Below are 24,477 nucleotides of genomic sequence, written 5' to 3'. Positions count from 1 at the left end.
CGTGCAAGCCGGGGCATCGGGCGATTGCACGCGCGATGCGTCTCGTTTTTTGACGAATCCCCCGGGCCGTGTAACCCCACGTAAACTGAAAACCGACGTGACAAGCGCCCCCAATCCGGAAATTGTGCAACGCACCCGCCGGAACTGCGGTCAAATGGGCCGTCGACCCTAATAACACGTTGCATTTCCGCGGCAACCCCGCCAGACGATCATGGCCCACACGCCGATGTCTTCCCCGCCTCCCGAGGCGCCGCCCGCCGGCAACCCGGCCGTCCCTGCCCCCAAGCCACCGAAGCACCCCACTGCGTGGCAGTTGATCCGGCCCTACTGGGCCTCGGAGAAGCGCTGGGAGGGCCGTCGGTTGCTCGCACTCGTCGTGGCGCTCAATCTTGCCGTCGTGTTCATCAACGTACGACTGAATGCGTGGAACGCCGGCTTCTATGACGCGCTCGACAAGCGCGATTGGCCCATCTTCAAGTCGTCGCTGATCGAATTCGCGGTACTCGCATTCAGCTTCATCGTCATTGCGACGTTCCGCACCTACTTCCGCCAGATGCTCGAAATTCGCTGGCGGCAGTGGGTCACCGATGCCAACCTGTCGAAGTGGTTCTCGCATCAAGCCTATTACCGCATCGAGCGCGACCATCTGGCGGACAACCCGGACCAACGTATTTCGGAAGACATCCGCACGCTGGTCAGCGCATCGCTGGCGCTGTCGCTCGATTTGCTCACGACGCTGGTCTCGCTGTTTTCGTTCATCACCATTCTCTGGACGATCTCAGGCGCCGTGTCATTTGTGCTGGGCGGCATGAACGTGACGATTCCCGGCTACATGGTCTGGGTCGCGGCGCTCTACGCCCTGGTGGGATCGTTCTTCATCTTCAAGGTCGGTCGGCCACTCGTGGGGCTGAGCTATCGTCAGCAGCAGGTGGAAGCGGATTTCCGCTTTCTGCTGGTGCGTCTGCGCGAGTCGGCGGAGCAGGTCGCGCTCTATCGCGGCGAAGGCGCTGAATTGTCGCGCCTGACGTCGGCCTTCGGGGCCGTGCGCGACAACTGGTGGCAGATCATGGTCGTGACGAAACGGCTGATCTTCGCGAATTCGATCTACGGGCAGATCGCCATCGTGTTCCCGATCATGGCGGCCGCACCGCGCTACTTCGCCGGCGCGTTCACGCTCGGCGTGCTCATGCAGATCATCGGTGCGTTCGGGCAAGTGAGCGACGGTTTTTCGTGGTTCGTGAACAGCTTCTCGACGTTGGCCGACTGGAAAGCGACGATCAACCGGCTGCGCGAATTCACGCGCGTCATCGACGCACCGCCACAAGCACCGAGCACCGGTGGCATTGCGCTCGTGACGACCGCCCATTCGCCCTCGGCAGCCTTCACGGCCACCGATCTTCGCCTGGCGCTACCCGACGGTGCACCGCTCGCGGTCGCCGGGTCGTTTGCCTTTGCGCCTGGCTCGCGATGGCTCATCCGTGGCCGCTCGGGCTGCGGCAAGAGCACCATGCTGCGCGCGTTCGCCGGCCTGTGGCCGTTCGGCAGCGGACGCATCGAAGTTCCCGCCGACGCCCGCGTGCTGTTCCTGTCACAACAAAGCTATTTGCCGATCGACACACTGAAGGCGGCCCTGGCCTTTCCTTCGCATGCCGATACTTTTACCGACGACGAATGCCGAGACGTGCTCAGCGCCGTCAACCTCGAGCAGTATCGTGACGAGTTACTGACCGTCGCTCACTGGGCTCGCCGCTTGTCCGGCGGCGAACAACAACGGCTCGCCACCGCGCGCGCCTTGCTGCAAAAGCCGGATTATCTGTTCCTCGACGAAGCGACCAGTGCGCTCGACGTGGAAACCGAGGAGGCGGTGTATGAAGCGCTGCATGCGCGCCTACCGGGCACCACGATGGTCAGCGTGGCCCATAGGGAAACGCTCGGCCGCTTCCATCAACACACCATGACGCTGCATGCCGCGGGCGACGTCGCGCCGCCACGGGTGGTCGACGCGGCCTAGCCGGCGTAAGGCACCTCCGGCAATCCCTGCGCGCCGCAACGCACTGCCAACACATGGCCGTCGTGTTCGGTCGCGCCGGTTGCCGGACGAATCGACGTAACAAACAACGTGTCGAAGTCGCGCCCGCCGAACGCGCACATCGACGGCTTCGACACCGGCAGCACGATCTCGCGGTCCAGCACGCCTGCGGGCGTGAAGCGAAGCAAGCGGCTACCGTCGTTGGCGCACGTCCAGTAAGCGCCGTCGGCATCGACGGCCGCGCCGTCCGGACGGCCCGGATAGTCATTCATGTCGACGAACAGCCGCTGCCCGCTGATCGCACCGCACTCGGCATCGAAGTCGAACGCCCACACGCGGCGGCGCGTCGGATGCGAATCGCTCAGGTACATCGTGCGGCTGTCCGGCGAGAAGCCCAAACCGTTCTGCGTCACCAGGCCCTCGACGAGCGGCGCCGACAGACGGCCGTGCGTGTCGAAACAGAAGAGCACGCCTGCGTCGCTCGCGAGCGACATATCCTGCACCATCGTGCCCGCCCAGAAGCGGCCCTGCCGATCGCAGCGTCCGTCGTTGAAGCGCATGCCCGGCAACGGGAACACCGGCGCGGCCAGTCGCTGCCAATCAGACGCCGCAAGCGTGCCCGGCGGCCCCAGGCGCACCGCGAACAGCCCGGTCTCGCAGCCCGCCAGCAGCATGCCCGAGGCGTCGAAGGTAAAGCACGCGATCTGCTCGGGGAATGTCCATTGACGATGATCGCCGTCGGCGGGCGTTACGCGATGCAGTTGCTTCGCGGGGATGTCCACCCAGTAGAGCGCCTGCTCGTCGGCACGCCACAACGGGCTCTCGCCAACGGCGTGAGGCGTCTGTCGCGACGGTTCGAGCCGTTCGATCGACACCTTCATGCCTTGGGTTCCATCGGCCCCAGCAGCACGAACGGTCCGCCTTGGTAGCGCTGCGTCACATCGTCCATGCGCGGATCGGGCGCCTGCGCCGGAAACAGGCCGGCGAATTGCGCCGAGCTGTCTTGCGCACGGAAGCCAAGAAACGCGGCCTTCGTATTGTTGACCCACAGCGTCGGGTTGTTCGACACGCCGTAGACGATGGCATGGCCCACGCGATTCGTGAACAACGAGCAGCGCACGAGTTCGACGAAATCGCGATAGCTCAGGTATGTCACCATCATGCGCGGATTCTTGGGCTGCTCGAACGACGAGCCGATGCGCAGGCACACGGTCTCCAGACCGAAGCGATCGAAGTAGTAGCGGGACAGGTCTTCACCGAAACATTTCGAGATACCGTACATGCTGTCCGGACGGTGCGGCGCGTCGACATCGAGCACTTCCGTCACGGGATGGAAACCCACCGCATGATTCGAGCTGGCGTAGACGATGCGCTTCACCCCCTGCTTCTGCGCTGCGCTATAGACGTTGTACATGCCGAGAATATTGGCTTGCATGATGTCGTCGAACGGCGCCTCGACGGAGATGCCGCCCAGATGCACCAGCGCGTCGACGCCTTCGAGCAGCGCGTGCACGGCGGCGCGATCCGCGAGGTCGACCTGCATGGCTTCTTCGTGCGGCGCATCAGCCGTGAGCGGCACGATGTCGCTCACGCGCACGATATCCGCCCACTCGGCGAGCTTGCCGCGCAGTTGTTTGCCAAGATTGCCCGCTGCGCCGGTCAGCAGCAGACGGCGGAAGGGTTTGCCGGATGTCTGGCTCATATCAGTCCTTGTTCGTCGGTAGATCGCAGTGCATGCGACGACGCCTTGCCACAACAAACCCGGCGCCGCGTCGGCGCGCCCGACGCTCATCGAAAACGTGGGGGTCGCATGGAGAGGCATCCTACGTCAGACGATGTACGATGACAATGGCCAATTGGTCGGTTTACGGAGAATCCCTAGTATTTCACTCGATGCCTTGCATCGACGCGACAAGCCTTATATTCATTGGCGCCCACCTATACCAGGGGTGTTTCCCTGAAGGCCGATGACGCAAGATCGGCCATGTCATATGACATCTTATATTTATCGATCTTGTGCATGTCCCGGTCGCCCGAATACCGTGCAAACAAAGACACGCAAAGCGATCGGGCAAGAAAAAACCGCCCGGACGTTGTCGCCCGGACGGTTTCTTCACGGCAACGCAGAGACCTACCTCCGCGCCCCTCCTCTCAACCCCGTATTTGTGGTTTTGGCAGGCATTACTCTTTCACGCGCTCAGCGCGGCAGTTCCGAGTAGCCCATCAGGAACTCGTCCACCGCACGGGCGCACTGACGGCCTTCGCGAATCGCCCACACCACCAGCGACTGACCGCGACGCACGTCACCGGCCGCGAACACCTTCGGCAGGTTCGTCGTGTAGGCGCGCTCGCCTTCGGTCGAGGCACGCACGTTGCCGCGCGCGTCCTTGTCCACGCCGAACGCGTCGAGCACGGTCTGCAACGGCGACACGAAGCCCATCGCGAGCAGCACCAGGTCGGCCTTGAGTTCGAATTCCGAGCCCGGCACTTCCTGCATTTTGCCGTCCTTCCATTCGAGACGCACGGCAATCAGCTTCTCGACCTTGCCGTTTTTGCCTTCGAAGCGCTTCGTTGCCACCGACCAGTCACGCTCGCAACCCTCTTCGTGGCTCGACGATGTACGCAGCTTGGTCGGCCAGTACGGCCACACCATCGGCTTGTTTTCCTGCTCGGGCGGCTGCGGCAGCAGTTCGAACTGCGTCACGCTCTTTGCGCCGTGACGGTTCGACGTGCCCACGCAGTCGGAACCGGTATCACCGCCCCCGATCACGATCACCTGCTTGCCCGTGGCCAACAACTGGTTGGCCAGCTTGTCGCCCGCATTGACCTTGTTCTGCTGGGGCAGGAATTCCATCGCGTAATGGATGCCTTCCAGCTCGCGCCCCGGCACCGGCAGATCGCGCGGCTGTTCTGCACCGCCCGCGATCACCACGGCGTCGAATTGCGCCTGCAACTGCTCCGGCGAGATCGTCTCTTTGGAGAAGTTGTTGACGTGGGCTTCCGGCGCGTCCTTGCCGACGTAGACACCCGTGCGGAACGTCACGCCCTCGGCTTCCATCTGGCGCATGCGGCGATCGATCAGCCACTTCTCCAGTTTGAAGTCGGGAATGCCGTAGCGCAGCAGTCCGCCCACACGGTCGTTCTTTTCGAACACGGTGACGTCGTGACCGGCGCGCGCAAGTTGCTGCGCCACGGCCATGCCCGCCGGGCCCGAGCCGACGACGGCGACCGTCTTGCCGGTCTTGTGCTTCGCAGGCTGCGGTTCGACCCAGCCTTCGCTCCACGCCTTGTCGATGATCGCGTGTTCGATCGACTTGATGCCCACCGCATCGCTGTTGATGTTCAGCGTACAGGCGGCTTCACACGGCGCCGGGCAGATACGGCCCGTGAACTCGGGGAAGTTGTTCGTCGAGTGCAGCACCGAGATGGCCGACTTCCAGTCCTGGCGATACACCAGGTCGTTGAAGTCGGGAATGATGTTGTTGACCGGGCAACCGTTGGTGCAGAACGGGATGCCGCAGTCCATGCAGCGCGCGCCCTGCACCTTTGCCTGCTCGTCGGAGAGTGCGAGCACGAACTCCTTGTAATGCTTTACGCGTGCCAGCGGTGCTTCGTAAGACTCGCCCTGGCGCTCGAATTCGAGAAAACCTGTGACCTTGCCCATGTTTCTTCAGTCGGAAAGTTTTGTGGTTACCGTGCCTCACCCGCGCGCGGCACGCCATCGGGGCCCTCACCCCGTGGCGCCGCCGCGCTAGCGGCTTCAGGCCGCCAGTGCTTGTTTTTCGTTGGCCTTGGCCATATCGCCGAGGGCCCGCTTGTATTCGCTCGGGAACACCTTCACGAACTTGCGGCGCGCGCCGTCCCAGTCTTCGAGCAGCGCCTTGGCGCGCGTCGAGCCCGTGAACTGGAAGTGACGCTCGATCAGCTCGCGCAGTTGCGCCTCGTCGGTCTGGCCGCGATGCCACAATCCCTGGCTCACCGTGCGCTCCTGCTCGCCGTGCGGCAGCACCGGGTCGAGAGCGACCATCGCGGTGTTGCACTTGGCGGCGAACGTGCCGTCAGCGTCGTACACGTAGGCCACACCGCCCGACATCCCCGCCGCGAAGTTACGCCCGGTCTCGCCCAACACGACCACCGTACCGCCGGTCATGTATTCGCAACCGTGATCGCCTGAGCCTTCCACCACGGCGGTGGCGCCCGAGTTCCGCACGCAGAAGCGTTCGCCGGCCACGCCATTGAAGAAGGCTTCGCCTTCGATGGCGCCAATCATCACGGTGTTGCCCACGATGATGTTGTCTTCGGCGTTGCCGCGGAAGTCGTTGGTCGGACGCACGATGATGCGCCCGCCCGACAGGCCCTTGCCCACATAGTCGTTGCCGTCGCCCACGAGATCGAGCGTGATGCCGCGTGCGAGGAACGCCCCGAAGCTCTGGCCGGCCGTGCCCTTGAGCTGCACGTGGATCGTGTCGTCCGGCAGGCCGTCATGGCCGTAACGCCTGGCCACTTCGCCCGAAAGCATTGCGCCGACCGTACGGTTACGGTTGCGCACCGGCTGAATGAACGAGACATGCTCGCCCTTCTCGAGCGCCGGCAGCGCCTTTTCGATGAGCGCGTGATCGAGTGCGGCGGCCAGACCGTGATCTTGCGTTTCGACATGCAGACGCGGTACGTCCGCTTCCATTTCCGGCAGATGGAAGATGCGCGCGAAGTCCAGGCCCTTCGCCTTCCAGTGCTCCACGCCCGCGCGGGTGTTGAGCAGGTCAGCGCGGCCGATCAGATCGTCGAACTTCGAGATGCCCAGTTGCGCCATGATTTCGCGCACTTCTTCGGCCACGAAGAAGAAGTAATTGACCACATGCTCCGGCTTGCCCTGGAATTTCTTGCGCAACACCGGGTCTTGCGTCGCCACGCCCACCGGGCAGGTGTTCAGGTGGCACTTGCGCATCATGATGCAGCCCTCGACGACGAGCGGCGCCGTCGCGAAGCCGAATTCGTCGGCACCCAGCAGTGCGCCGATCACCACGTCGCGACCGGTCTTCATCTGACCGTCGGCCTGCACACGAATACGACCGCGCAAGCGATTGAGCACCAGCGTCTGTTGCGTCTCGGCCAGGCCCAGCTCCCACGGCGTGCCGGCGTACTTCACCGACGACAGGGGCGAAGCGCCCGTGCCACCGTCGTGACCGGCGATCACCACGTGATCGGCCTTGGCCTTCGCGACACCGGCGGCGACCGTCCCCACGCCCACCTCTGACACGAGCTTCACCGAGATCGACGACGAGGCATTCACGTTCTTCAGATCGTGGATGAGCTGCGCCAGATCTTCGATCGAGTAGATGTCGTGGTGCGGGGGCGGCGAAATCAGGCCGACGCCCGGCACCGAGTAACGCAGCTTGCCGATGTATTCGGTCACCTTGTGACCCGGCAGCTGACCGCCTTCGCCCGGCTTGGCGCCCTGCGCCATCTTGATCTGGATCTGATCGGCCGAGACCAGATAGTCGGCCGTCACGCCGAAGCGGCCCGAGGCCACCTGCTTGATCTTCGAGCGCAGCGAATCGCCATCCTGAAGTTCGATATCGGCCTCGATGACGTCGTGCCCCACGATCGATGCGAGCGATTCGCCCTTCTTGATCGGAATTCCCTTCAGCTCGTTGCGATAACGGCGCGCATCTTCGCCGCCTTCGCCCGTGTTCGACTTGCCGCCGATACGGTTCATGGCAACGGCCAGCGTGGCGTGCGCTTCGGTCGAGATCGAGCCGAGCGACATGGCACCGGTGGCGAAACGCTTCACGATGTCCTTGGCCGATTCAACCTGATCGAGCGGAATCGCGCGCTGCGGATCGACGCGGAACTCGAACAGACCGCGCAACGTCATGTGACGCTTGCTCTGGTCGTTGATGAGGTTCGCGTATTCCTTGTACGTCTGGTACGAGTTCGAACGGGTCGAGTGCTGGAGCTTGGCGATGGCATCCGGCGTCCACATATGGTCTTCGCCACGAATGCGGAACGCGTACTCGCCACCGGCGTCGAGCATGTTTGCGAGCACCGGGTTGTCGCTGAAGGCGTCGCGATGCAGACGCACCGCTTCCTCGGCCACTTCGAAAATGCCGATACCGCCGACGTTCGACGCCGTGCCCTGGAAGTACTTCTTGACCAGTTCCTGCGACAAGCCGATGGCTTCGAAGATTTGCGCGCCGGTGTACGACATGTACGTCGAGATGCCCATCTTCGACATGACCTTGTGCAGGCCCTTGCCGACCGCCTTGACGAAGTGCTTGACCGCCTTCTCGGGCGTGAGGTCGCCACCCTGCTTGCGGGCGATCTGTGCGAGCGTCTCCATCGCGAGGTACGGGTGAACGGCTTCCGCGCCGTAGCCCGCGAGCAATGCGAAGTGGTGCACTTCGCGCGCCGAACCGGTTTCGACCACGAGGCCGGTGCTCGTGCGCAGACCTTGCGCGACCAGATGCTGGTGCACGGCCGAGGTCGCGAGCAACGCCGGGATGGCGACTTGTTCGCGATTCGTCAGGCGGTCCGACACGATGAGGATGTTGTAGCCCGACTTCACCGCGTCGATGGCTTCGGCGCACAGCGACGCGAGGCGCGCTTCAATGCCTTCCTTGCCCCACGCGACCGGATAGCAGATGTTCAGCTCGTACGAGCGGAATTTGCCCCCGGTGTACTTGTCGATGTGACGGATCTTCGCGATTTCCTTGAAGTCCAGCACCGGCTGCGACACTTCGAGACGCATCGGCGGGTTGATGTTGTTCGTGTCGAGCAGGTTCGGCTTCGGGCCGATGAACGACACCAGCGACATCACCATGTTCTCGCGGATCGGATCGATCGGCGGGTTCGTCACCTGGGCGAACAACTGGCGGAAGTAATGATAGAGCGTCTTGTTCTTGTTGCTCATGACCGCGAGCGGGCTGTCGTTGCCCATCGAGCCCACGGCTTCTTCGCCGTTGATCGCCATCGGCGTCATCAGCAGCTTCACTTCTTCCTGCGTGTAGCCGAAGGCCTGCTGCAAATCGAGCAGCGGCGTGGCCGAATCGTGATGCACACCGGCCTCTTCGACCTTCGGCTCGATCTCGTCGAGCTTGATGCGCACGGCGTCGATCCAGCTCTTGTACGGCTTCGCGTTGGCGAGGTTGTCCTTGAGTTCCTTGTCGTCGATGATGCGGCCCTGCTCCATGTCGATCAGGAACATCTTGCCCGGCTGCAGGCGCCACTTCTTGACGATCTTCGACTCGGGAATCGGCAGCACGCCCGATTCCGAGGCCAGGATGACCATGTCGTCGTCGGTAATCACGAAGCGCGCCGGACGCAGACCGTTACGGTCAAGCGTCGCGCCGATCTGACGACCGTCGGTGAAGGCGATGGCGGCGGGGCCGTCCCACGGCTCCATCATCGCGGCGTGATATTCGTAGAACGCGCGGCGGTTGTCGTCCATCAGTGTGTGCTGCTCCCAGGCTTCCGGGATCATCATCATCACGGCGTGGGCGAGCGGATAGCCGGCCATCGTGAGCATTTCGAGGCAGTTGTCGAACGATGCGGTGTCCGACTGGCCCGGGTAGATCAGCGGCCACAACTTCTGCAGATCGTCGCCGAGCACGGCCGACGAGATCGCGCCCGTGCGGGCGTTGATCCAGTTGACGTTGCCCTTGACGGTGTTGATTTCACCGTTGTGCGCGACCATTCGGTACGGGTGCGCCAGCTCCCATGCCGGGAACGTGTTCGTCGAGAAACGCTGGTGAACGAGGGCGAGCGCCGAGACGGTGCGCGGATCGGCCAGGTCGCGGTAGTAGCGGCCGACCTGGTCGCACAGCAGCAGCCCCTTGTAGACGATCGTGCGCGCCGACATCGACGGCACGAAGTATTCCTTGCCGTGCTTGAGCTTGAGCGCCTGAATGCGATGGCTTGCCGTCTTGCGGATGACGTACAGCTTACGCTCGAGGGCGTCCGTCACCATGATGTCCTGCCCACGGCCGATGAAGATCTGACGGATCACCGGCTCGGTCGCCTTCACGTTGGGCGACATCGGCATGTCGCGATCGATCGCGACGTCGCGCCAACCCAGCACGACTTGCCCCTCGGCCTTCACGGTCCGCTCGAGTTCCTGTTCGCAGGCCAGACGCGACGCGTGTTCCTTCGGCAGAAAGATCATGCCGACACCGTATTCGCCGGCCGGCGGCAGGGTCACGCCTTGCCGGGCCATCTCTTCGCGGTAGAACTGATCGGGAATCTGGAGCAGGATGCCGGCCCCGTCACCCATCAACGGGTCGGCGCCCACGGCGCCCCGGTGATCGAGGTTTTCGAGAATCTTCAGGCCCTGCTCGACGATGGCATGACTCTTCACGCCCTTGATGTGGGCCACGAAGCCGACGCCGCAGGCGTCATGTTCGTTGGCCGGGTCGTACATGCCCTGAGCGTCCGGCGCCACGTACGCCTCACCCGGCATCGCTACGGCCGCTGCAATCGGTTGCTGTTTCTTTTCCACGAGTTACACCGTCTCTTGGCGAGGTCGCCGCGCGCATGCTCGTCGCGCTCGACCGGGTTAAGTGGGGGTGGCCGGGTGGGCCAGGACTGCGGATTCGCGCGCGTCGAAGGTCGTTCTTGGGCGTCGCCACAGGGAGCCGACTCAGCGCGCACGCTTTTGCGCATCGCACCAATCGGCCGAAGTTGGAATATACGCCAAGGAATTCACAAAGACAAAACAATTTAATGGGGTCAGATTCGTATTAAAAACCACGCTGATCGAAGGTCCCTTTTTATTAGGGTCAGATTAATTCGATCCGATCTGTGCTCGTCAAAAAATTCTGTGATTTCAAATAGCTGGAGAAAGCGAGGCAGACCGGAACCGGCCTGCGGCCAGCCAGTGTCAGAGCGCGTCCGAGATCGCTTTGCGTGGACGACCGCGCGTGAGAGGACTCACGCGCCGGTTGGCGGCAAGTGACATGCGAGCCTGATAATCGGGCCCGCCGAGCAGCCATCCTTTCTGCGTTGCCGTACGCAATGCGTCAATCTCAGGTGCCGGCAGCGGGATCGAAAACCCCTCGGCGTAGGCACGTTGACGTTCGAACGGTGTATTGCCGAGCGCCCAATACAGCGCGTGGTCCGTGACCAGACTATCGACCGTGAGGCCGACGTGATGGAGGTAACTCGACCATCGGTAATTCCCGGGGGCATCTGCCAGCCCCGCGCGCACCGGGTTGAGCTCGACGTACCGGCTGGCAAGCAGCAGATAATGTTCCGCTTCGATGACCGTGGCGCGATACCGGCCCTCCCAAAGCGTGCCGGTGCGCTGGTGACGCCGGTTGAAATACAACACGTAGTAGCGACCAACGGCCTGAAGCGTGGCCGGAAGGCTGCGCTCGTCTGCGGGCGTGGCAACCAGATGCAGGTGGTTCGGCATCATGCACCAGGCGTGAATCGCCAGTCCGTTGGCGCGCGCGGCGTCGCGCAACCGGTCGTGAAATACACGCCGGTCCTCGTCGTCGACGAAGATCGCCTGCCGGTTATTGCCGCGCAGAATCACATGCTGCGGTTGGCGTGGAATGAAAAGTCGCGGTAATCGGGCCATGCGGATTCAAATGTAATTCTTTAAAGCTCGATATCACGATCGTCGAGGGAGTTTCATCATAAAAACCCCTTTAAATACTGATATCTAGCCAAACCCCGTTGATTCGTACAAAAGCTCTAGATACGGCGATTGCGCCGTGAAATCCCAAGCGCATAATGCATCGAAAAATAAATAAATAATCTTGGGAGGATAGACAAATGACAACTCGGGCCTATCGGTCCGCGGCGTGCTTGTGCGCGCTCGGACTCTTCGTTTCCCTGGCGCCCACCCGCGCCAGTGCACAACAAGCCGGCGACAACGTCGTCAATCTCGGATGGTTTCACATCGCGCCGCAAGACTCCAGCAAGCCGATGACCACAAGTGTCACCCAGGAAGGGCTCACTCCAAGCCTGGTGCCGTCGAACTTCACGTCCCCCGGAAGCGGAGCGAAGGTCAGTAACGCCGACACGCTCGGCCTCGTCATCACCCACTTTGTCACCGACAACATTGCCGTACAGACGGTTGCCGGCATTCCCGCCAAGTTCAAGCTTACCGGACAAGGCGTGATCGCACCGCCGGGACTGGCCGGCGCGCTCACGAGTATCGACCTTGGCGCGCCACAAAACAATCCGATTGTGCAGAGCGTTCGTCAATGGAGTCCGGCGCTTGTGTTCCAGTATTACTTCGGCCAGGCCAATTCCACCTGGCGCCCGTTTCTGGGGGTCGGTGTGAGTTATACGTTCTTCACGAACGTCAATCTCAATCCGAATTTCGAAGCGGCGTTGAATCAGAATTTCGGCAGCGTGCTCGCGTTCACTTCCGGGCATAACGGGCCGACCACCGTCGAAGCGAAATCGTCGGCGTCGTGGCAACCCGTTTTCAATGCCGGCGTGTCCTATGCCTTCGACAAACACTGGGTCGCCAGCGCCTCGGTTTCTTACGTTCCCCTCAAGACCACCGCGAACATCAAGATCAAGGCGCAGGACGGAACGGTCCTCTCCTCCTCCGACGCCGAGATCAAACTGAACCCGATTGTCACCTTCGTCTCGCTCGGCTACAAGTTCTAGACTCAGCGTGCGGGGCGCAGAATGCGTTCGACATATCGGACTCCGCAGTGAAATCCTAAAGGCGTGCCCTGGGCGTCAGGGCGCGCTTTTCGCCCGTCCAGCGCATTTTTCTAGGGGCATTCCATGAGTCGATGCATGGAAACAACACCTTTAGAGCGCGCACTCCAGACTCTTGCTTTCCGCTGCTATGCCCCGTCGGCATAATGGCCCTGAATTTCATTTACCGAAATTCTCGACAATAAAGAATCTTGAGCAGGAGACGAATCGATGAAGTTGAAGCATTTGACGATGGCTGCCGTGGCCACGCTCACGGTGTCCGGGGCCGCGTTTGCACAGCAAGCCGGCGATAACGTTGTCAACCTTGGCTGGTTCCACCTCTCGCCCCAGGTTTCCAGCGATCCGCTGCATGTGACCGGATCGAACGTTCCGGGTCTGGCCGCAGCAGTGAATAGCCGACTGGGCAATACGGGTGCCCAAGTCGACGACGCCGACACCGCGGGCCTCACGTTTGCGCACTTCTTTACCGACAACATCGCCGTGGAAGCCGTCACCGGCTTCGCGCCGAAGTTCCGCCTCTACGGACAGGGTAACCTCGCGCTGCCAGGTGGCGGTTCGCTGGCATCGGCCAAGCAGTGGAGCCCGGCCTTGTTGCTGAAGTATTACTTCGGACAGGCAAACGACACATGGCGTCCCTTCGTCGGCCTCGGGGTCAGCTACTTCTGGTACACGAACATTGAACTGACGCCGGGCTTCCAATCGCTGGCCAGCAATGCGTTGACGGGCGGCCCAGGCGGCAACACAACGGCCAAGCTGACCAATTCGTGGGCGCCGGTGTTCAACGCGGGTATCAACTACAACATGGACAAGCACTGGACGCTCGCATTCTCCGTGTCGTACATCCCGGTCAGCACCACCGCCAAGCTGACGACCACCCGCGGCCCGATCACCACGACCAGCGAAGCCAAGGTCAAGCTGAACCCGGTGGTCACGTTCCTGTCGCTGGGTTACCGCTTCTAAGTTCCGCGCCAAGCCAGCTTTCCGGCTCACGCCAGCGCTTGCATTCGGTCTGACTTGGCGCAACGAAATCGATTCAAGCCGTCTAGAAAACGCCGCCCCGTGCGGCGTTTTCGTATTTCCGGCCGCGATGTCAGCCCATTCTCACACGATCTTCAGCCAACGCGACGCAACTTTCTTCGTTTCCCGAAAGTCTCTGAAGGTGTACGCACGCGAACGGTCGCGCCATAATGGCCGTTCGCCTCAGGGTTCCACCGGCGCCGTCGTTCCCCGAGTCTGACGGACGCCGCATTTCAATACCACCTCTTGGGAGTCTGAAAATGGGAATTGCCTCGAAAGCGGAAACGGTACTCAACAGCAGCCTCGACGATGCGCGCTTTGCCGGCCGACGTACCGCACGCGCGGCACGTCTGGCGAGTCAGGACGTCTCTTCACGCGTGCGCGATCTGCTCGACGATCTGGACCACGCGCTGTCCAACGCGAAGTCGGCATCGGATATTGAGGCGCTGCGCGCCGAGATCGGCGACAAGCTTCGTGAAGCGCGCAGCGAGTTTGGCGATGCCCGCGCCAACCTGCGCCGTCGCGCCAACGAGGTCTGGGAAGAAGCCGACGGCTATGTCCACGAGCGCCCATGGCAGACCGTTGGCACGGTAGCGGCTGTTGCGCTCGTGCTCGGATTCATTGCGGGACGCAGCTAACTCACTCGCCGGCGGTGCCGTTGTGCACCGGCAGACATCGAACGTGATGCGTCGGGATACCGGCCCTCATCGTCACACGCGAGGTGGCAATAGCGAAACAGCCGGCGAAAGCCGGCTGTTTCGCATCGTCTCCCGAGGCACGCGTCAGAGCGTCGGCTCGATGGTAAAGAGACGGCTGTATTCCTTGATTGCGTAGCGATCCGTCATTCCGGCAATGTAGTGCGCGATCCAGCGTGGCTGATCCGCTGCGTGCTCGGTGCGGTAGTTGGGTGGCAGCAAGCGGGGATCGGCAAGAAACGCGTTGAACAACTCCTGAACGATGCGCTGCGCTTTCGCTGCCATGCGCATCACCAGATAGTGCCGGTAGAGATTCTCGAACAGAAACCGCTTGAGTCGCCCGGCCTGCTCGCGCATCTCGCCGCTAAAGGCCACCAACGGTCCCGCGCCACGCACATCGTCAATGGAGAACGGCGAAGCGTCGGCCACGCGTTGACGCGTGGTCGTGATCAGGTCGACGATCAGCGCATTGATAATCCGTCGCGTCGTTTCGTGCACCAGCCGCCGGCCGGAAATTTCCGGCCATGCAAGCCTCGCCTCGGCGCAATAGCGTTTCCAGAGCGGCACGTCGTCGAGTTGATCGAGCGACAACAGGCCGGAGCGCACACCATCGTCGATATCGTGATTGTTGTAAGCGATCTCGTCCGCAAGATTGGCGATCTGCGCTTCCATCCCAGGCTGCCGCCCCTTCAGAAATCGCTCGCCAAGCTCACCCAGCCCTCTCGCATTCGCGCGCGAACAGTGCTTGAGAATGCCCTCGCGCGTCTCGAAACAGAGGTTCAACCCGTCGAAGCCGCCGTAATGCTCTTCGAGTTCGTCGACAACGACAAGGCTCTGCAGATTGTGCTCAAACCCGCCGTAATCTTGCATGCAGGCGTTGAGTGCGTCCTGCCCGGCGTGACCGAAGGGCGTGTGACCGAGGTCGTGCGCCAGTGCGATCGCCTCGACGAGATCCTCGCTGACGCGCAGATTTCGCGCGATCGACCGGCCGATCTGCGCCACTTCCAGACTGTGTGTCAGGCGCGTGCGAAACAGGTCGCCCTCGTGATTCACGAACACTTGCGTCTTGTATTCGAGCCGGCGGAACGCCGTCGAATGAATGATGCGGTCGCGGTCGCGCTGAAATTCGGTCCGCGTCGTAGGTGCAGGTTCCGCAAACCGCCGTCCGCGTGACGCGCTCGAGCGCGCCGCGTAGGAGGCAAGCGACGCTTCGTAATCGATCATCGCCAGCCCTCCTTTACTAGATGTTGGCGCGCAACGTCGCGCGAAGCTCGGCCTCGGGAACGCCCGTCATGAACGCCTGCCCCAGCCGGTTGAGTAGTACGAAGCGGATGTCCCCGCCTTCCGCCTTCTTGTCGACGCGCATCAGATCGATGTAGCGATCCTCACCCAGATCCGGCCCCGTGACCGGCAGCTTGGCCGCAACGATCAGCGCCTTGATTCGCGGGACAAACGCCGCGTCGATAAAGCCCAGACGCGCCGACAGATCGGACGCCATGACCATGCCGCACCCGACCGCCTCGCCATGCAGCCATTCGCCATACCCGAGGCCCGCTTCAATGGCATGGCCGAACGTATGACCGAAGTTCAGCGTGGCACGCAGGCCTTGTTCGCGTTCGTCGCTGGCGACGACCTGCGCCTTGATCTCGCACGAGCGCTGCACGGCGTAGGTCAGTGCCGCCGTATCGCGGGCATTCAACGCTGCGATATTCGCCTCGATCCAGTCGAAGTACTGTTCATCGGCGATCGCGCCATGTTTGATCACTTCCGCCAGACCGGCGGCCAGCTCACGATCCGGCAACGTGGACAACGTGCCGATGTCGGCCAGCACGGCGCTCGGCTGCCAGAACGCTCCGATCATATTCTTGCCGAGTGGGTGGTTGATCCCCGTCTTGCCACCGACCGACGAATCCACTTGTGCAAGCAGTGTCGTTGGCACCTGCACGAACGGGACACCGCGCATGTAGCAGGCGGCGGCAAACCCGGTCATGTCGCCGACGACGCCGCCGCCCAGCGCGATCAATGTCGCCTTGCGGTCCGCCTGAGCGCCAAGCAGTTCGTCGAAAATCAGGTTGAGCGTTTGCCAGTTCTTGTGCGCCTCGCCGTCGGGCAGCACAGCGGTGACCACACGCTTTCCGAGCCGTTGCAGCGTTGCCGCGACGCGCTCGGCGTAAAGCGGGGCGACGGTCGTGTTCGTCACGATCACGGCGTGCGTGCCGCGCACGTGCGGCGCGAACAAGGCCTCCTGCGTGAGCAGATCGGTGCCGATGTGGATCGGATAGGCGCGCTCGCCCAGATCGAGTTTGAGGGTCTTCATGCCGCTTGTTGTCATGGTCAGCGATATCGGCGATATCAGCGAGGAAAGGTGTCGGGCGCAGGCGATACGGACGTTGTCTGCGATGCATCATTGCGCTCGGCCTGCGCCAGCTTCGCGTCGCCCCCGGCCGCCCGAGCGGCTTCACCGTCACCGTGCGCATCGTCCGGCTCGTCGCCATGCACGCCGTCATGCCGATCGTCAGGAGAGTCGGATGGCAGACCGGCGCTGCTGGGAACGATTCCCGCGACCTCCAGTTGCATCAACACCATGTTGACGAGCGCATTCACGCTCGGCCGCCCCGTTTCGATGACGAAGGTCGCGCACTCGCGATATAGCGCGTCGCGCTCTTTGAACAACTGCTCGAGACGCGCGCGTGGATCGGCCGTTTGCAGCAACGGGCGGTTCTTGTCACGACGTGTGCGCAGCCAGAGGTCATGCGGATTGGCGCGCAAATAGACCACCGTGCCGCGCGACTTGATGTGTTCGCGATTTTCCGCGCGCAGCACCGCGCCCCCGCCGGTGGCGAGTACGATTCCGCTGCGTTGGGTGAGTTCGTCGATGGTCTGGGCTTCGCGCTGACGGAAGCCGTCCTCGCCTTCGTGCTCGAAGATGATCGGAATGCGCACACCCGTGCGCGCTTCAATCTCATGGTCGGAGTCATAGAACTGCCGCCCAAGACGTCGCGCCACTGCGCGCCCAACCGTGGTCTTGCCCGCCCCCATCAGTCCGACAAGTATTACGTTTTCCAGCATAAATCGCTGATATTTGGGTTCCAGCCCCCGATGATACCGGGATATGCGTCGGGCGTGCGGAACGCGTCAACTCGGAGCGCACTCCGGTGAGCCGGGGATGACCGGAAGGCAGGTCGTTTTTCGAGGGCTTGGGCGAGGCGCCCGAGGAGGCCGCATTATCCTCGGCCTCGCCGCCCTTCCGACCCTCGGGCACCACACTGGGCGTCAGAAACACCAGCAGCTCCGTACGGCGGTCTTCGTTGGCGCGGTTGCGAAACAGCGCGCCCAGCAACGGCACATCGCGCAACCACGGCACGCCGGCTCGACTGTCGCGCCGTTCTTCCTGGTAGATCCCGCCGATGGCCACCGTCCCTCCGTCCTCGACCTGCACCTGCGTCTTGACATGTCGGGTATCCACGGCGAATCCCTGTGCCACCGCCTGCCCGACACTGTCCTTGCGCACGTCGACATCCAGAATCACCTGACCGTCCGGGGTAATGAGCGGCGTCACTTCGAGCCTCAACGTGGCCTTTCGGAATTGAATCGACGTTGCATTGCGGCGGCCACTTTGCGTCTGGTAAGGCAGCTCCGTGCCCTGTTCAATGAGTGCCTGAACCTTGTCCGCCGTGACCACGCGAGGCCGGGAGACGACACGACCTCGCCCACTTGTCTCCAATGCCGAGAGTTCCAGTTGCAGCAAGCGCGTGGCGGAGCGGCCAAAAAGCGTGATCGCCAAGCTCGGCGGCACCACGCCGGCCAGCGCCGCCGCGGGCAAGCCAATGTCGAGCGCACTGCCCGATGGCGTTCCCCCTCCGCTATTCGTGCCCCCGACACCCCGCGCCCCCTCCGCGGCCGGCCGCTCGCCGCGCTTCTGCTGGCCTTCGCCGCGACCGTGGTGTCCCGTGAGCCGGACACCGAGCGACTCGCTGAAGCGGTCGTCGGCCTCGACAATGCGGGCCTCAATCAGCACTTGACGGACCGGAACGTCGATTCGTGCGATGAATTTAGCCAGCGCATCGAGCTTTTCCGGCAAATCGGTCACGAACAATTGGTTCGTGCGCGGATCGGCAATCAGGCTGCCTCGCACGGACAACAATCGTTGCCCCTTGCGGTCCTTTTCGCCCATGATGATCTCCCGCAGCGCCAATGCACGCGGATAGTTCAGCGTGAAGCGACGGCTGGCCAGCGGCAGCAACGCCTCGCGCTTCGCGGCCGCTTCGAGTTGCGTCTGCTCGTCAGCCAGCAGGTCGGCACGCGGGGCAATCCAGTCGACGCCGTTCAACGATTGAACGCCGAGACCGGCACTCCGGACCATGACGTCAAACGCCACAGCCGCCGAGACGCGCTGCACTTCCATGTCGAGACGCCCGACGACGCGCTCGCCAATCACCACGCTGCGCCCGGTCAGACGGGCGAACGCCCGTAACGCATCGGCGGCCTCCACGCCATGGAGCGTCACGTCGACGCTCAACGCGTCGGAGTCTTCCGCCGCCGGCCCCTGTCGCGGTGGACCTTCGCTCCAGGTCGCCGCCAATTCGGCAGCCGACGTCCGGTGAAGCACGACCCGCCGCGATCCCGCACGCATCGATCCGACAGGCGTGCCGTCGTCGACCGACGACTGCGGGCCGGACGCCGCCATCGTCACGGCGTCCTGAGCTGAGCGGCGCGTCAGTGGCGTACGAAACACGTCGATCGTGTCCGCCGGCATCTGCCAAGGCGGGGCTGGCGGCGGTAACGCCGGCAAGGAACGCCCGGCAGGCATGCCGGGAAGGTCTGCGGGACGTCGCCAGGCGTAGGCGGCCACCATGGCCGTGACCCCCGCCTCGGCCTCCGCCACTACCGTCGCACCGGAAGTTCCCAACGCCGGCCCCTGAAGCGACAGGCGCTCGATCGATAGATGCCGAGGCATCCGGTCGACCTCGGCGAGCCAATCGAGCAGATTCGCGACGCGCCCCCCGACACGCATTTCGGCACGCTCGATTTCGAGGTCCCCGCTCGACGCGGCGGGCCCCGGCCGCGCTGCCTCCAGCGTCAGGCCCGAACGTGCAGCAAGGCGCTCGAGATCGGCACGCCACGCCGAGCGCGTGTCGTCAGCGAGGTCCGGTAGCGAGGATGCCGCCGAGTGCCGTGCCGACGCGCCCACGCCTTCGCTCGCCTCGGCTGCCGCTTCCCCCACCCTCTGTGCAGCGAGCGGAAGCCGGCGATGCCAAGCCATCGTCTCGGCCTCGGCATCACGCAGCGTTGCCATCAATGCGGGTAAGCGACGCGCGGCGTCGTTCGCCCGATCCCACCTCTGCTGCTCGGCGCCAAGATCCTTCTGCAAGGTTGCCCTTACGGGCAGGCCGACCAGCCACCAGACCGACCACGCCATCAGCAGCCCCAACAGCCAGGCAAGGATGGCCAGTCCCCAGCGCACCAGCGGCGCCCACTCGGCCGGCGAGACTGACGTCCACGCCGTCCATCGCGCACGCCAGCGGTCTGCTGCATCACGAAAAATGTCGCGGACATCATCCGGCGGAGGGCGTTCACCGTACATCGGGCACCTCCTCACTCGGCAGCCCATCGACCTCCGCGGTGACCGAAAGCGCAACGGGCCTCGGTGCACGCTTGAGTTCGATACGCAATGTGAAGCGGCGAAGGGTCGGCACAGAGGCCTGAGTCGCTCCGCCGGCCCACTGACGCCTGACGGCCTCCGGGACCACGCTCGATTCGACTTCCGCGACTTTGCGCACCCATGGCAGCGTCCGCAATCGCTTCTGCGTTTCGCGCACGCGTGATTGCGTCGTTGCATAGCCCTCGACGCGCGCTTGATCCTCGCCGATTTTTACGGATGTCAATCGCACGCCGTCGGCGCACGCGCGCATGATGTCGAGCAATCGGTTTGCGACGGGCTGCCGACGCTCGATCAACGCCGCGGCCGCCCGGCGATGGGCATCCATGGCCGCCAACTCACGCCCGGCCGTCTCGAACGCAGCGATCTGCCCGCCGAGTTTCTCGCTCGCCGCACGTAGCGCCGTCACTTGCGCCTGCGTTTGCTGGCGCAGGGAGATGTCGCGAGCCATCGGCGCGAGCGACGCGAGCCCACCACACGCGGCCACGCACCCCCATATTCGCCATTGCCGCGCAAACTCGCGCTGCCGGCGCTGGGCGAGCGTGGGGAGGAAATCGAGTGGAGGAAATTGCACCTTCATTCGCATGTCACGCCCCTCATCGACATGGCACGCAACGCCAGTCCGCATGGCACGGCAAGCGCAGTCCGCTGCGCGAAAGTCTGGCGTCGTGGCCCGGACGGACGCGACGATTCGAATCGTCTCAGCGGATCGAATGGCCGCACAGGGATACCGCAGGCCGCGCCGAGCGCGTCGCAGATCGCCACGAGTTCCCCAGGACTCGCGCCTTGCGTCGCGATATGCATGACGCCTACGGCGACGGGCAGCTTGCCCGACAACTCGCGCACCACGCTTGCCAACGCGTCTGGATGGCCGCCGATACCGTCGAAACGTTCTCTGACGTCGGCCACGCAGGTGTGTCCATCGAAGACCGATAGATCGAGGTGATGCGCGTCGATTTGCAGCAACCCCATCGGTGCCCGCGGCGACGCCTGCGCGATGGCTTCGCCACCGACCGGCCATGCCCATCGGAAGGCCCGTCGCCCGGCCTCGTGCGCCGCATCGGTCGCATGCACCCGAAGTCCCGACATTTCGAGCACCGCGACGCGGCTATCGACCAGTTCCGCCTCACAGGCGTACAAACGCAGCCGATAGTTGCCCGGGTCGGCCCACGTCACGCCCACGCGATGGCGCAAGGCGGGATCGCCGTCACCGGGCAGCAGCAAGGCGGCACGGCGCTCGCACCACGCTCGCAACGCACGCGGCGGCAAATCCTCCGGACACTCGATGACCTGCGTTTTCAGTCCGTGGGCGGGCAGTGCCAGTACGAGGGTGTCGTCGCGCAGATCCTGCGCATGGGTGCCGAGTCGCTCCAACAGCTCCTCCAGCCGACGCGCGGCGGCCTCCGGTTTGACGATCGATGCGCCGCGCAATATGTCGTCCTCGAGCACGGCAGTCCCGCAGGCGTCCAGACGCAACTGCGCGGGTCCGGCCACCCGGGTCAGGCGAACGAAATGCATGCCGCCAGCGTCGAAATGAATACCGCAACCGCCGCCCCCGGCACGCGGCAACGCCGCCGCCAGTTGGCTGCCCATGTGGCGCACACCGCGCAGAACTGCTTCGATCATGACATCCTCCCGTCTCTCACCCAGTCGATGTCATCGATGCTATCCAGCGCGACGCAGCAGCCCAATCGGACCAGTCCGAATCCTCACGGCCGCCGGGCCAACGCGACGCGGTTTAGGAATCCGCGCCGGTCCTTTCTCGTCCGACTCCTATACCCCATAGGCCAGAACTCCGATTTCGGGGGGCTGCGGCGAGAGGCGTCGAGTCGTTCGTTATAATCGGTTCACTGATTTTTCCGGTTCCCCCATGGCAAGCACACCCCAAACCGAGACACCCCGCGACAAGCGCCCACCCACGCCGCGCCGCTCTCTCTGGCTGCGCATTACGCTGTGGTTCGCTGGCCTGTTCGCCGCGATGGTCGTGTGTGGCGCGCTGCTCGCGGGGTACATCCTGGTGGTGATGACGCCGCAATTGCCGTCGCTCGACACGATCGTGGACTACCGGCCGAAGATTCCGCTGCGCATCTACACCGCCGACGACATCCAGATCGGCGAGTTCGGTGAAGAGCGCCGTAATCTGGTGCGCTTCTCCGATATTCCCGACGTGATGAAGAAGGCCGTCCTCGCCATCGAGGACGACCGCTTCTATCAGCACGGCGGGGTCGACTTCATCGGCATCTTCCGCGCGGGCATCGCCAACTTCGCGCGTGGTGGATCCGCGCAAGGCGCCAGCACGATCACGATGCAAGTCGCGCGCAACTTCTTCCTCTCAAGCGAGAAGACCTACACGCGCAAGATCTATGAAGCGCTTCTCGCCTACAAGATCGAGTCGCGCCTCACGAAGGATCAGATTCTCGAGCTGTATATGAATCAGATCTATCTCGGCGAACGCGCCTATGGGTTCGCCAGCGCTGCGCGGGTTTATTTCGGCAAGGATCTGAAGGACATCACGCTCGCCGAGGCCGCCATGCTCGCCGGCCTGCCCAAGGCCCCTTCGGCCTATAACCCGATCGTCAATTACAAGCGCGCCCGCATCCGCCAGGAGTACATCCTCAAGCGAATGTACGACCTTGGGTACGTCTCGAAGTCCGAATACGACCAGGCCATCGCGCAGGAACTGGTGGTACGCGGGCTGGGCAGCGAGTTCAGCGTTCATGCCGGGTACGTGGCCGAAATGGTTCGCCAACTGCTCTACGCGCAGTTCAAGGACGAGATCTACACGCGCGGCTTGAACGTCTACACAACGATCAATTCGGCCGATCAGGAAGCTGCCTACGAAGCGCTGCGCGCCGGCGTCATGGCCTACGAGTTACGTCATGGCTATCGCGGGCCCGAAGCCAATATCGACCTTCCAAACGACCAGGACGAGCGCGAACAACTGATCGACGACACGCTGGTCGAGCATCCGGACAGCGGCGATATGGTCGCCGCCGTCGTGCTCTCGTCATCGCCGCAGCAGGTCAAAGCCGTGCTCCTGAACGGTGACGACGTGACCGTGACCGGCGAGGGCCTGCGCTTTGCGGCGGCGGGATTGAGCGCGAAGGCCCAGCCGAAGCAGAAGATTCGCCCGGGCTCGGTGATCCGTGTGACCCAGGATGCGAAGCACAACTGGCGGATTGTGCAGATGCCGGACATCGAAGCGGCATTCGTGTCGCTCGACCCGCAGAACGGCGCGATTCGCTCGCTCGTCGGCGGCTTCGACTTCAGCCGAAACAAGTTCAACCACGTCACGCAGGCCTGGCGTCAGCCGGGCTCCAGCTTCAAGCCGTTCATTTACTCGGCGGCGCTCGAAAAGGGCTTCGCACCGGCAACGATCATCAACGACGCACCGTTGTACTTCTCCGCGGCGCAGACAGGCGGGCAGCCGTGGGAGCCGAAGAACTACGGCGGCGGCTTCGATGGGCCGATGCCGATGCGCGTCGCGCTGATGCGCTCGCGCAACCTCGTGTCGATTCGTATCCTGCAGAGCATTACCCCGGGCTACGCACAAAAATTCATTGGACGCTTCGGCTTCGAGGCGGACAAGCACCCTGCCTATCTGCCGATGGCGCTGGGCGCGGGGATGGTCACACCACTGCAAATGGCGAGCGCCTACGCCGTGTTTGCCAATGGCGGCTTCCGCGTAAATCCGTTCATTGTGGCGCGCATCACCGATTCGAAGGGCAATGTGATCATGGAGGAAAAGCCGTCCACTGCGGGCGACGAATCGATCCGGGCCATTTCGGCGCGCAACGCGTTCATTATGGATTCGATGTTGCACGACGTTGCTACGCGCGGCACGGCCGCCAAGACCAATGTGCTCAAACGCAGTGATCTGGCAGGCAAGACGGGAACGACAAACGACTCGCACGACGCCTGGTTTGCCGGCTTTCAGTCGCAGTTGGTTGGCGTTGCCTGGATCGGCTTCGACCAGCCACGCAATCTGGGGGACCGCGAAACCGGGGGCGGTCTGGCGCTGCCGATCTGGATCGACTACATGGCCAAAGCCTTGCGTGGCGTGCCGGAATCGACGCGTGCGGTACCACCGGGGATCATTCAGGCGAATGGCGATTACTACTTTGACGACTATCCGCCGGGACGCGCGGTGAGTACCGTCGGCCTGAGCGCCGATACCGTGCCGGACGGCTCGGCGGGTTTGGGGCCGTCGGCGGGACCGCTGCCCGGTCATATGCCCGCCCAGCCGAGTCCCGCGCCGGTGGACCGTCAGGAGCGTCAGCGTATCCTGGACATGTTCAACAACAAGCCCTGAAGGGTGAATGGGCGGCGGCGCGGCAATCTCCCGGACCGCCCAGTCCGCACGGCGGCGTCGATTTCGGTGCGCCCGCCGCGCTGCA

General features: G+C 63.4%; 15 protein-coding genes and 1 pseudogene. 5 read left to right on the top strand and 11 right to left on the bottom strand.

Annotated elements, in window-relative coordinates:
* Positions 1 to 226 precede the first annotated feature (226 nt).
* Positions 227 to 2,011, top strand: a complete 1,785-nt coding sequence (locus PanNE5_RS09095) for an ABC transporter ATP-binding protein/permease (RefSeq protein ID WP_026132326.1) — start codon at positions 227 to 229, stop codon at positions 2,009 to 2,011.
* On the opposite strand, the gene PanNE5_RS09090 is transcribed toward PanNE5_RS09095, so the two are convergent.
* The 5 genes from PanNE5_RS09090 to PanNE5_RS09070 all read right to left on the bottom strand — a co-directional run bounded on the left by PanNE5_RS09090 (position 2,008) and on the right by PanNE5_RS09070 (position 11,606).
* The gene (locus PanNE5_RS09090; RefSeq protein WP_261939638.1) at positions 2,008 to 2,910 is read right to left on the bottom strand and encodes an SMP-30/gluconolactonase/LRE family protein; all 903 of its coding nucleotides are present in this window, start codon (positions 2,908 to 2,910) and stop codon (positions 2,008 to 2,010) included. The genes PanNE5_RS09095 and PanNE5_RS09090 overlap by 4 nt on opposite strands.
* Complete coding sequence (locus PanNE5_RS09085; protein WP_017235759.1) at positions 2,907 to 3,731, bottom strand: NAD-dependent epimerase/dehydratase family protein; 825 nt, start codon at positions 3,729 to 3,731, stop codon at positions 2,907 to 2,909. Before PanNE5_RS09085 ends, PanNE5_RS09090 begins: the two co-directional genes overlap by 4 nt.
* 495 nt (positions 3,732 to 4,226) lie before the next feature.
* Positions 4,227 to 5,693 (bottom strand): glutamate synthase subunit beta, encoded by a 1,467-nt coding sequence (locus PanNE5_RS09080; RefSeq protein WP_150563303.1) that lies wholly within the window; start codon positions 5,691 to 5,693, stop codon positions 4,227 to 4,229.
* Between the two features lie 96 nt (positions 5,694 to 5,789).
* Complete coding sequence (locus PanNE5_RS09075; RefSeq protein ID WP_150563391.1) at positions 5,790 to 10,484, bottom strand: glutamate synthase-related protein; 4,695 nt, start codon at positions 10,482 to 10,484, stop codon at positions 5,790 to 5,792.
* Between the two features lie 420 nt (positions 10,485 to 10,904).
* On the bottom strand, positions 10,905 to 11,606 hold the full coding sequence (locus tag PanNE5_RS09070; RefSeq protein ID WP_017235761.1) for a transposase: 702 nt from the start codon (positions 11,604 to 11,606) through the stop codon (positions 10,905 to 10,907).
* A gap of 197 nt (positions 11,607 to 11,803) precedes the next feature.
* On the opposite strand from PanNE5_RS09070, the gene PanNE5_RS09065 reads away from it, so the two are divergent.
* The 3 genes from PanNE5_RS09065 (at position 11,804) to PanNE5_RS09055 (ending at position 14,364) form a co-directional block, all read left to right on the top strand.
* Positions 11,804 to 12,652 (top strand): OmpW/AlkL family protein, encoded by an 849-nt coding sequence (locus PanNE5_RS09065; protein WP_017235762.1) that lies wholly within the window; start codon positions 11,804 to 11,806, stop codon positions 12,650 to 12,652.
* A 267-nt stretch (positions 12,653 to 12,919) separates the two neighbouring features.
* On the top strand, positions 12,920 to 13,669 hold the full coding sequence (locus tag PanNE5_RS09060; protein ID WP_150610054.1) for an OmpW/AlkL family protein: 750 nt from the start codon (positions 12,920 to 12,922) through the stop codon (positions 13,667 to 13,669).
* Positions 13,670 to 13,986: 317 nt separating this feature from the next.
* A complete protein-coding gene (locus tag PanNE5_RS09055) occupies positions 13,987 to 14,364 on the top strand; it encodes a YqjD family protein (RefSeq protein ID WP_017235764.1) in 378 nt (125 codons plus the stop codon).
* 144 nt (positions 14,365 to 14,508) lie between these two features.
* Here the strand turns inward: PanNE5_RS09055 and PanNE5_RS09050 are convergent, their stop codons facing one another.
* From PanNE5_RS09050 to pilM, 6 genes and pseudogenes are all read right to left on the bottom strand, one after another.
* On the bottom strand, positions 14,509 to 15,645 hold the full coding sequence (locus PanNE5_RS09050) for a deoxyguanosinetriphosphate triphosphohydrolase (RefSeq protein ID WP_017235765.1): 1,137 nt from the start codon (positions 15,643 to 15,645) through the stop codon (positions 14,509 to 14,511).
* Between the two features lie 16 nt (positions 15,646 to 15,661).
* Complete coding sequence (gene aroB, locus PanNE5_RS09045) at positions 15,662 to 16,738, bottom strand: 3-dehydroquinate synthase (RefSeq protein WP_261939637.1); 1,077 nt, start codon at positions 16,736 to 16,738, stop codon at positions 15,662 to 15,664.
* Between the two features lie 233 nt (positions 16,739 to 16,971).
* Positions 16,972 to 17,490, bottom strand: a pseudogene (locus PanNE5_RS09040) (shikimate kinase); the annotation flags it as partial.
* A complete protein-coding gene (pilQ, locus tag PanNE5_RS09035; RefSeq protein ID WP_261939636.1) occupies positions 17,396 to 20,005 on the bottom strand; it encodes a type IV pilus secretin PilQ in 2,610 nt (869 codons plus the stop codon). The gene pilQ and the pseudogene PanNE5_RS09040, both read right to left, overlap by 95 nt.
* The gene (locus tag PanNE5_RS09030; RefSeq protein ID WP_157211563.1) at positions 19,995 to 20,654 is read right to left on the bottom strand and encodes a PilN domain-containing protein; all 660 of its coding nucleotides are present in this window, start codon (positions 20,652 to 20,654) and stop codon (positions 19,995 to 19,997) included. The genes pilQ and PanNE5_RS09030 overlap by 11 nt, the downstream gene beginning before the upstream one ends.
* A 2-nt stretch (positions 20,655 to 20,656) precedes the next feature.
* Positions 20,657 to 21,706: a pilus assembly protein PilM gene (pilM, locus tag PanNE5_RS09025; protein WP_017235770.1), complete on the bottom strand. Its 1,050-nt coding sequence runs from the start codon at positions 21,704 to 21,706 to the stop codon at positions 20,657 to 20,659.
* Positions 21,707 to 21,950: 244 nt separating this feature from the next.
* Here pilM and PanNE5_RS09020 point away from each other — a divergent pair, with 244 nt between their 5' ends.
* Positions 21,951 to 24,392 (top strand): penicillin-binding protein 1A, encoded by a 2,442-nt coding sequence (locus PanNE5_RS09020; RefSeq protein WP_261939635.1) that lies wholly within the window; start codon positions 21,951 to 21,953, stop codon positions 24,390 to 24,392.
* Positions 24,393 to 24,477 lie beyond the last annotated feature (85 nt).

It is taken from the genome of Pandoraea sp. NE5 (genome assembly GCF_024363545.1).
Taxonomy (GTDB): domain Bacteria; phylum Pseudomonadota; class Gammaproteobacteria; order Burkholderiales; family Burkholderiaceae; genus Pandoraea; species Pandoraea cepalis.
The sequence above is the reverse complement of the archived record's forward strand: the minus strand, read 5'-3'. Positions and strand labels throughout refer to the sequence as shown.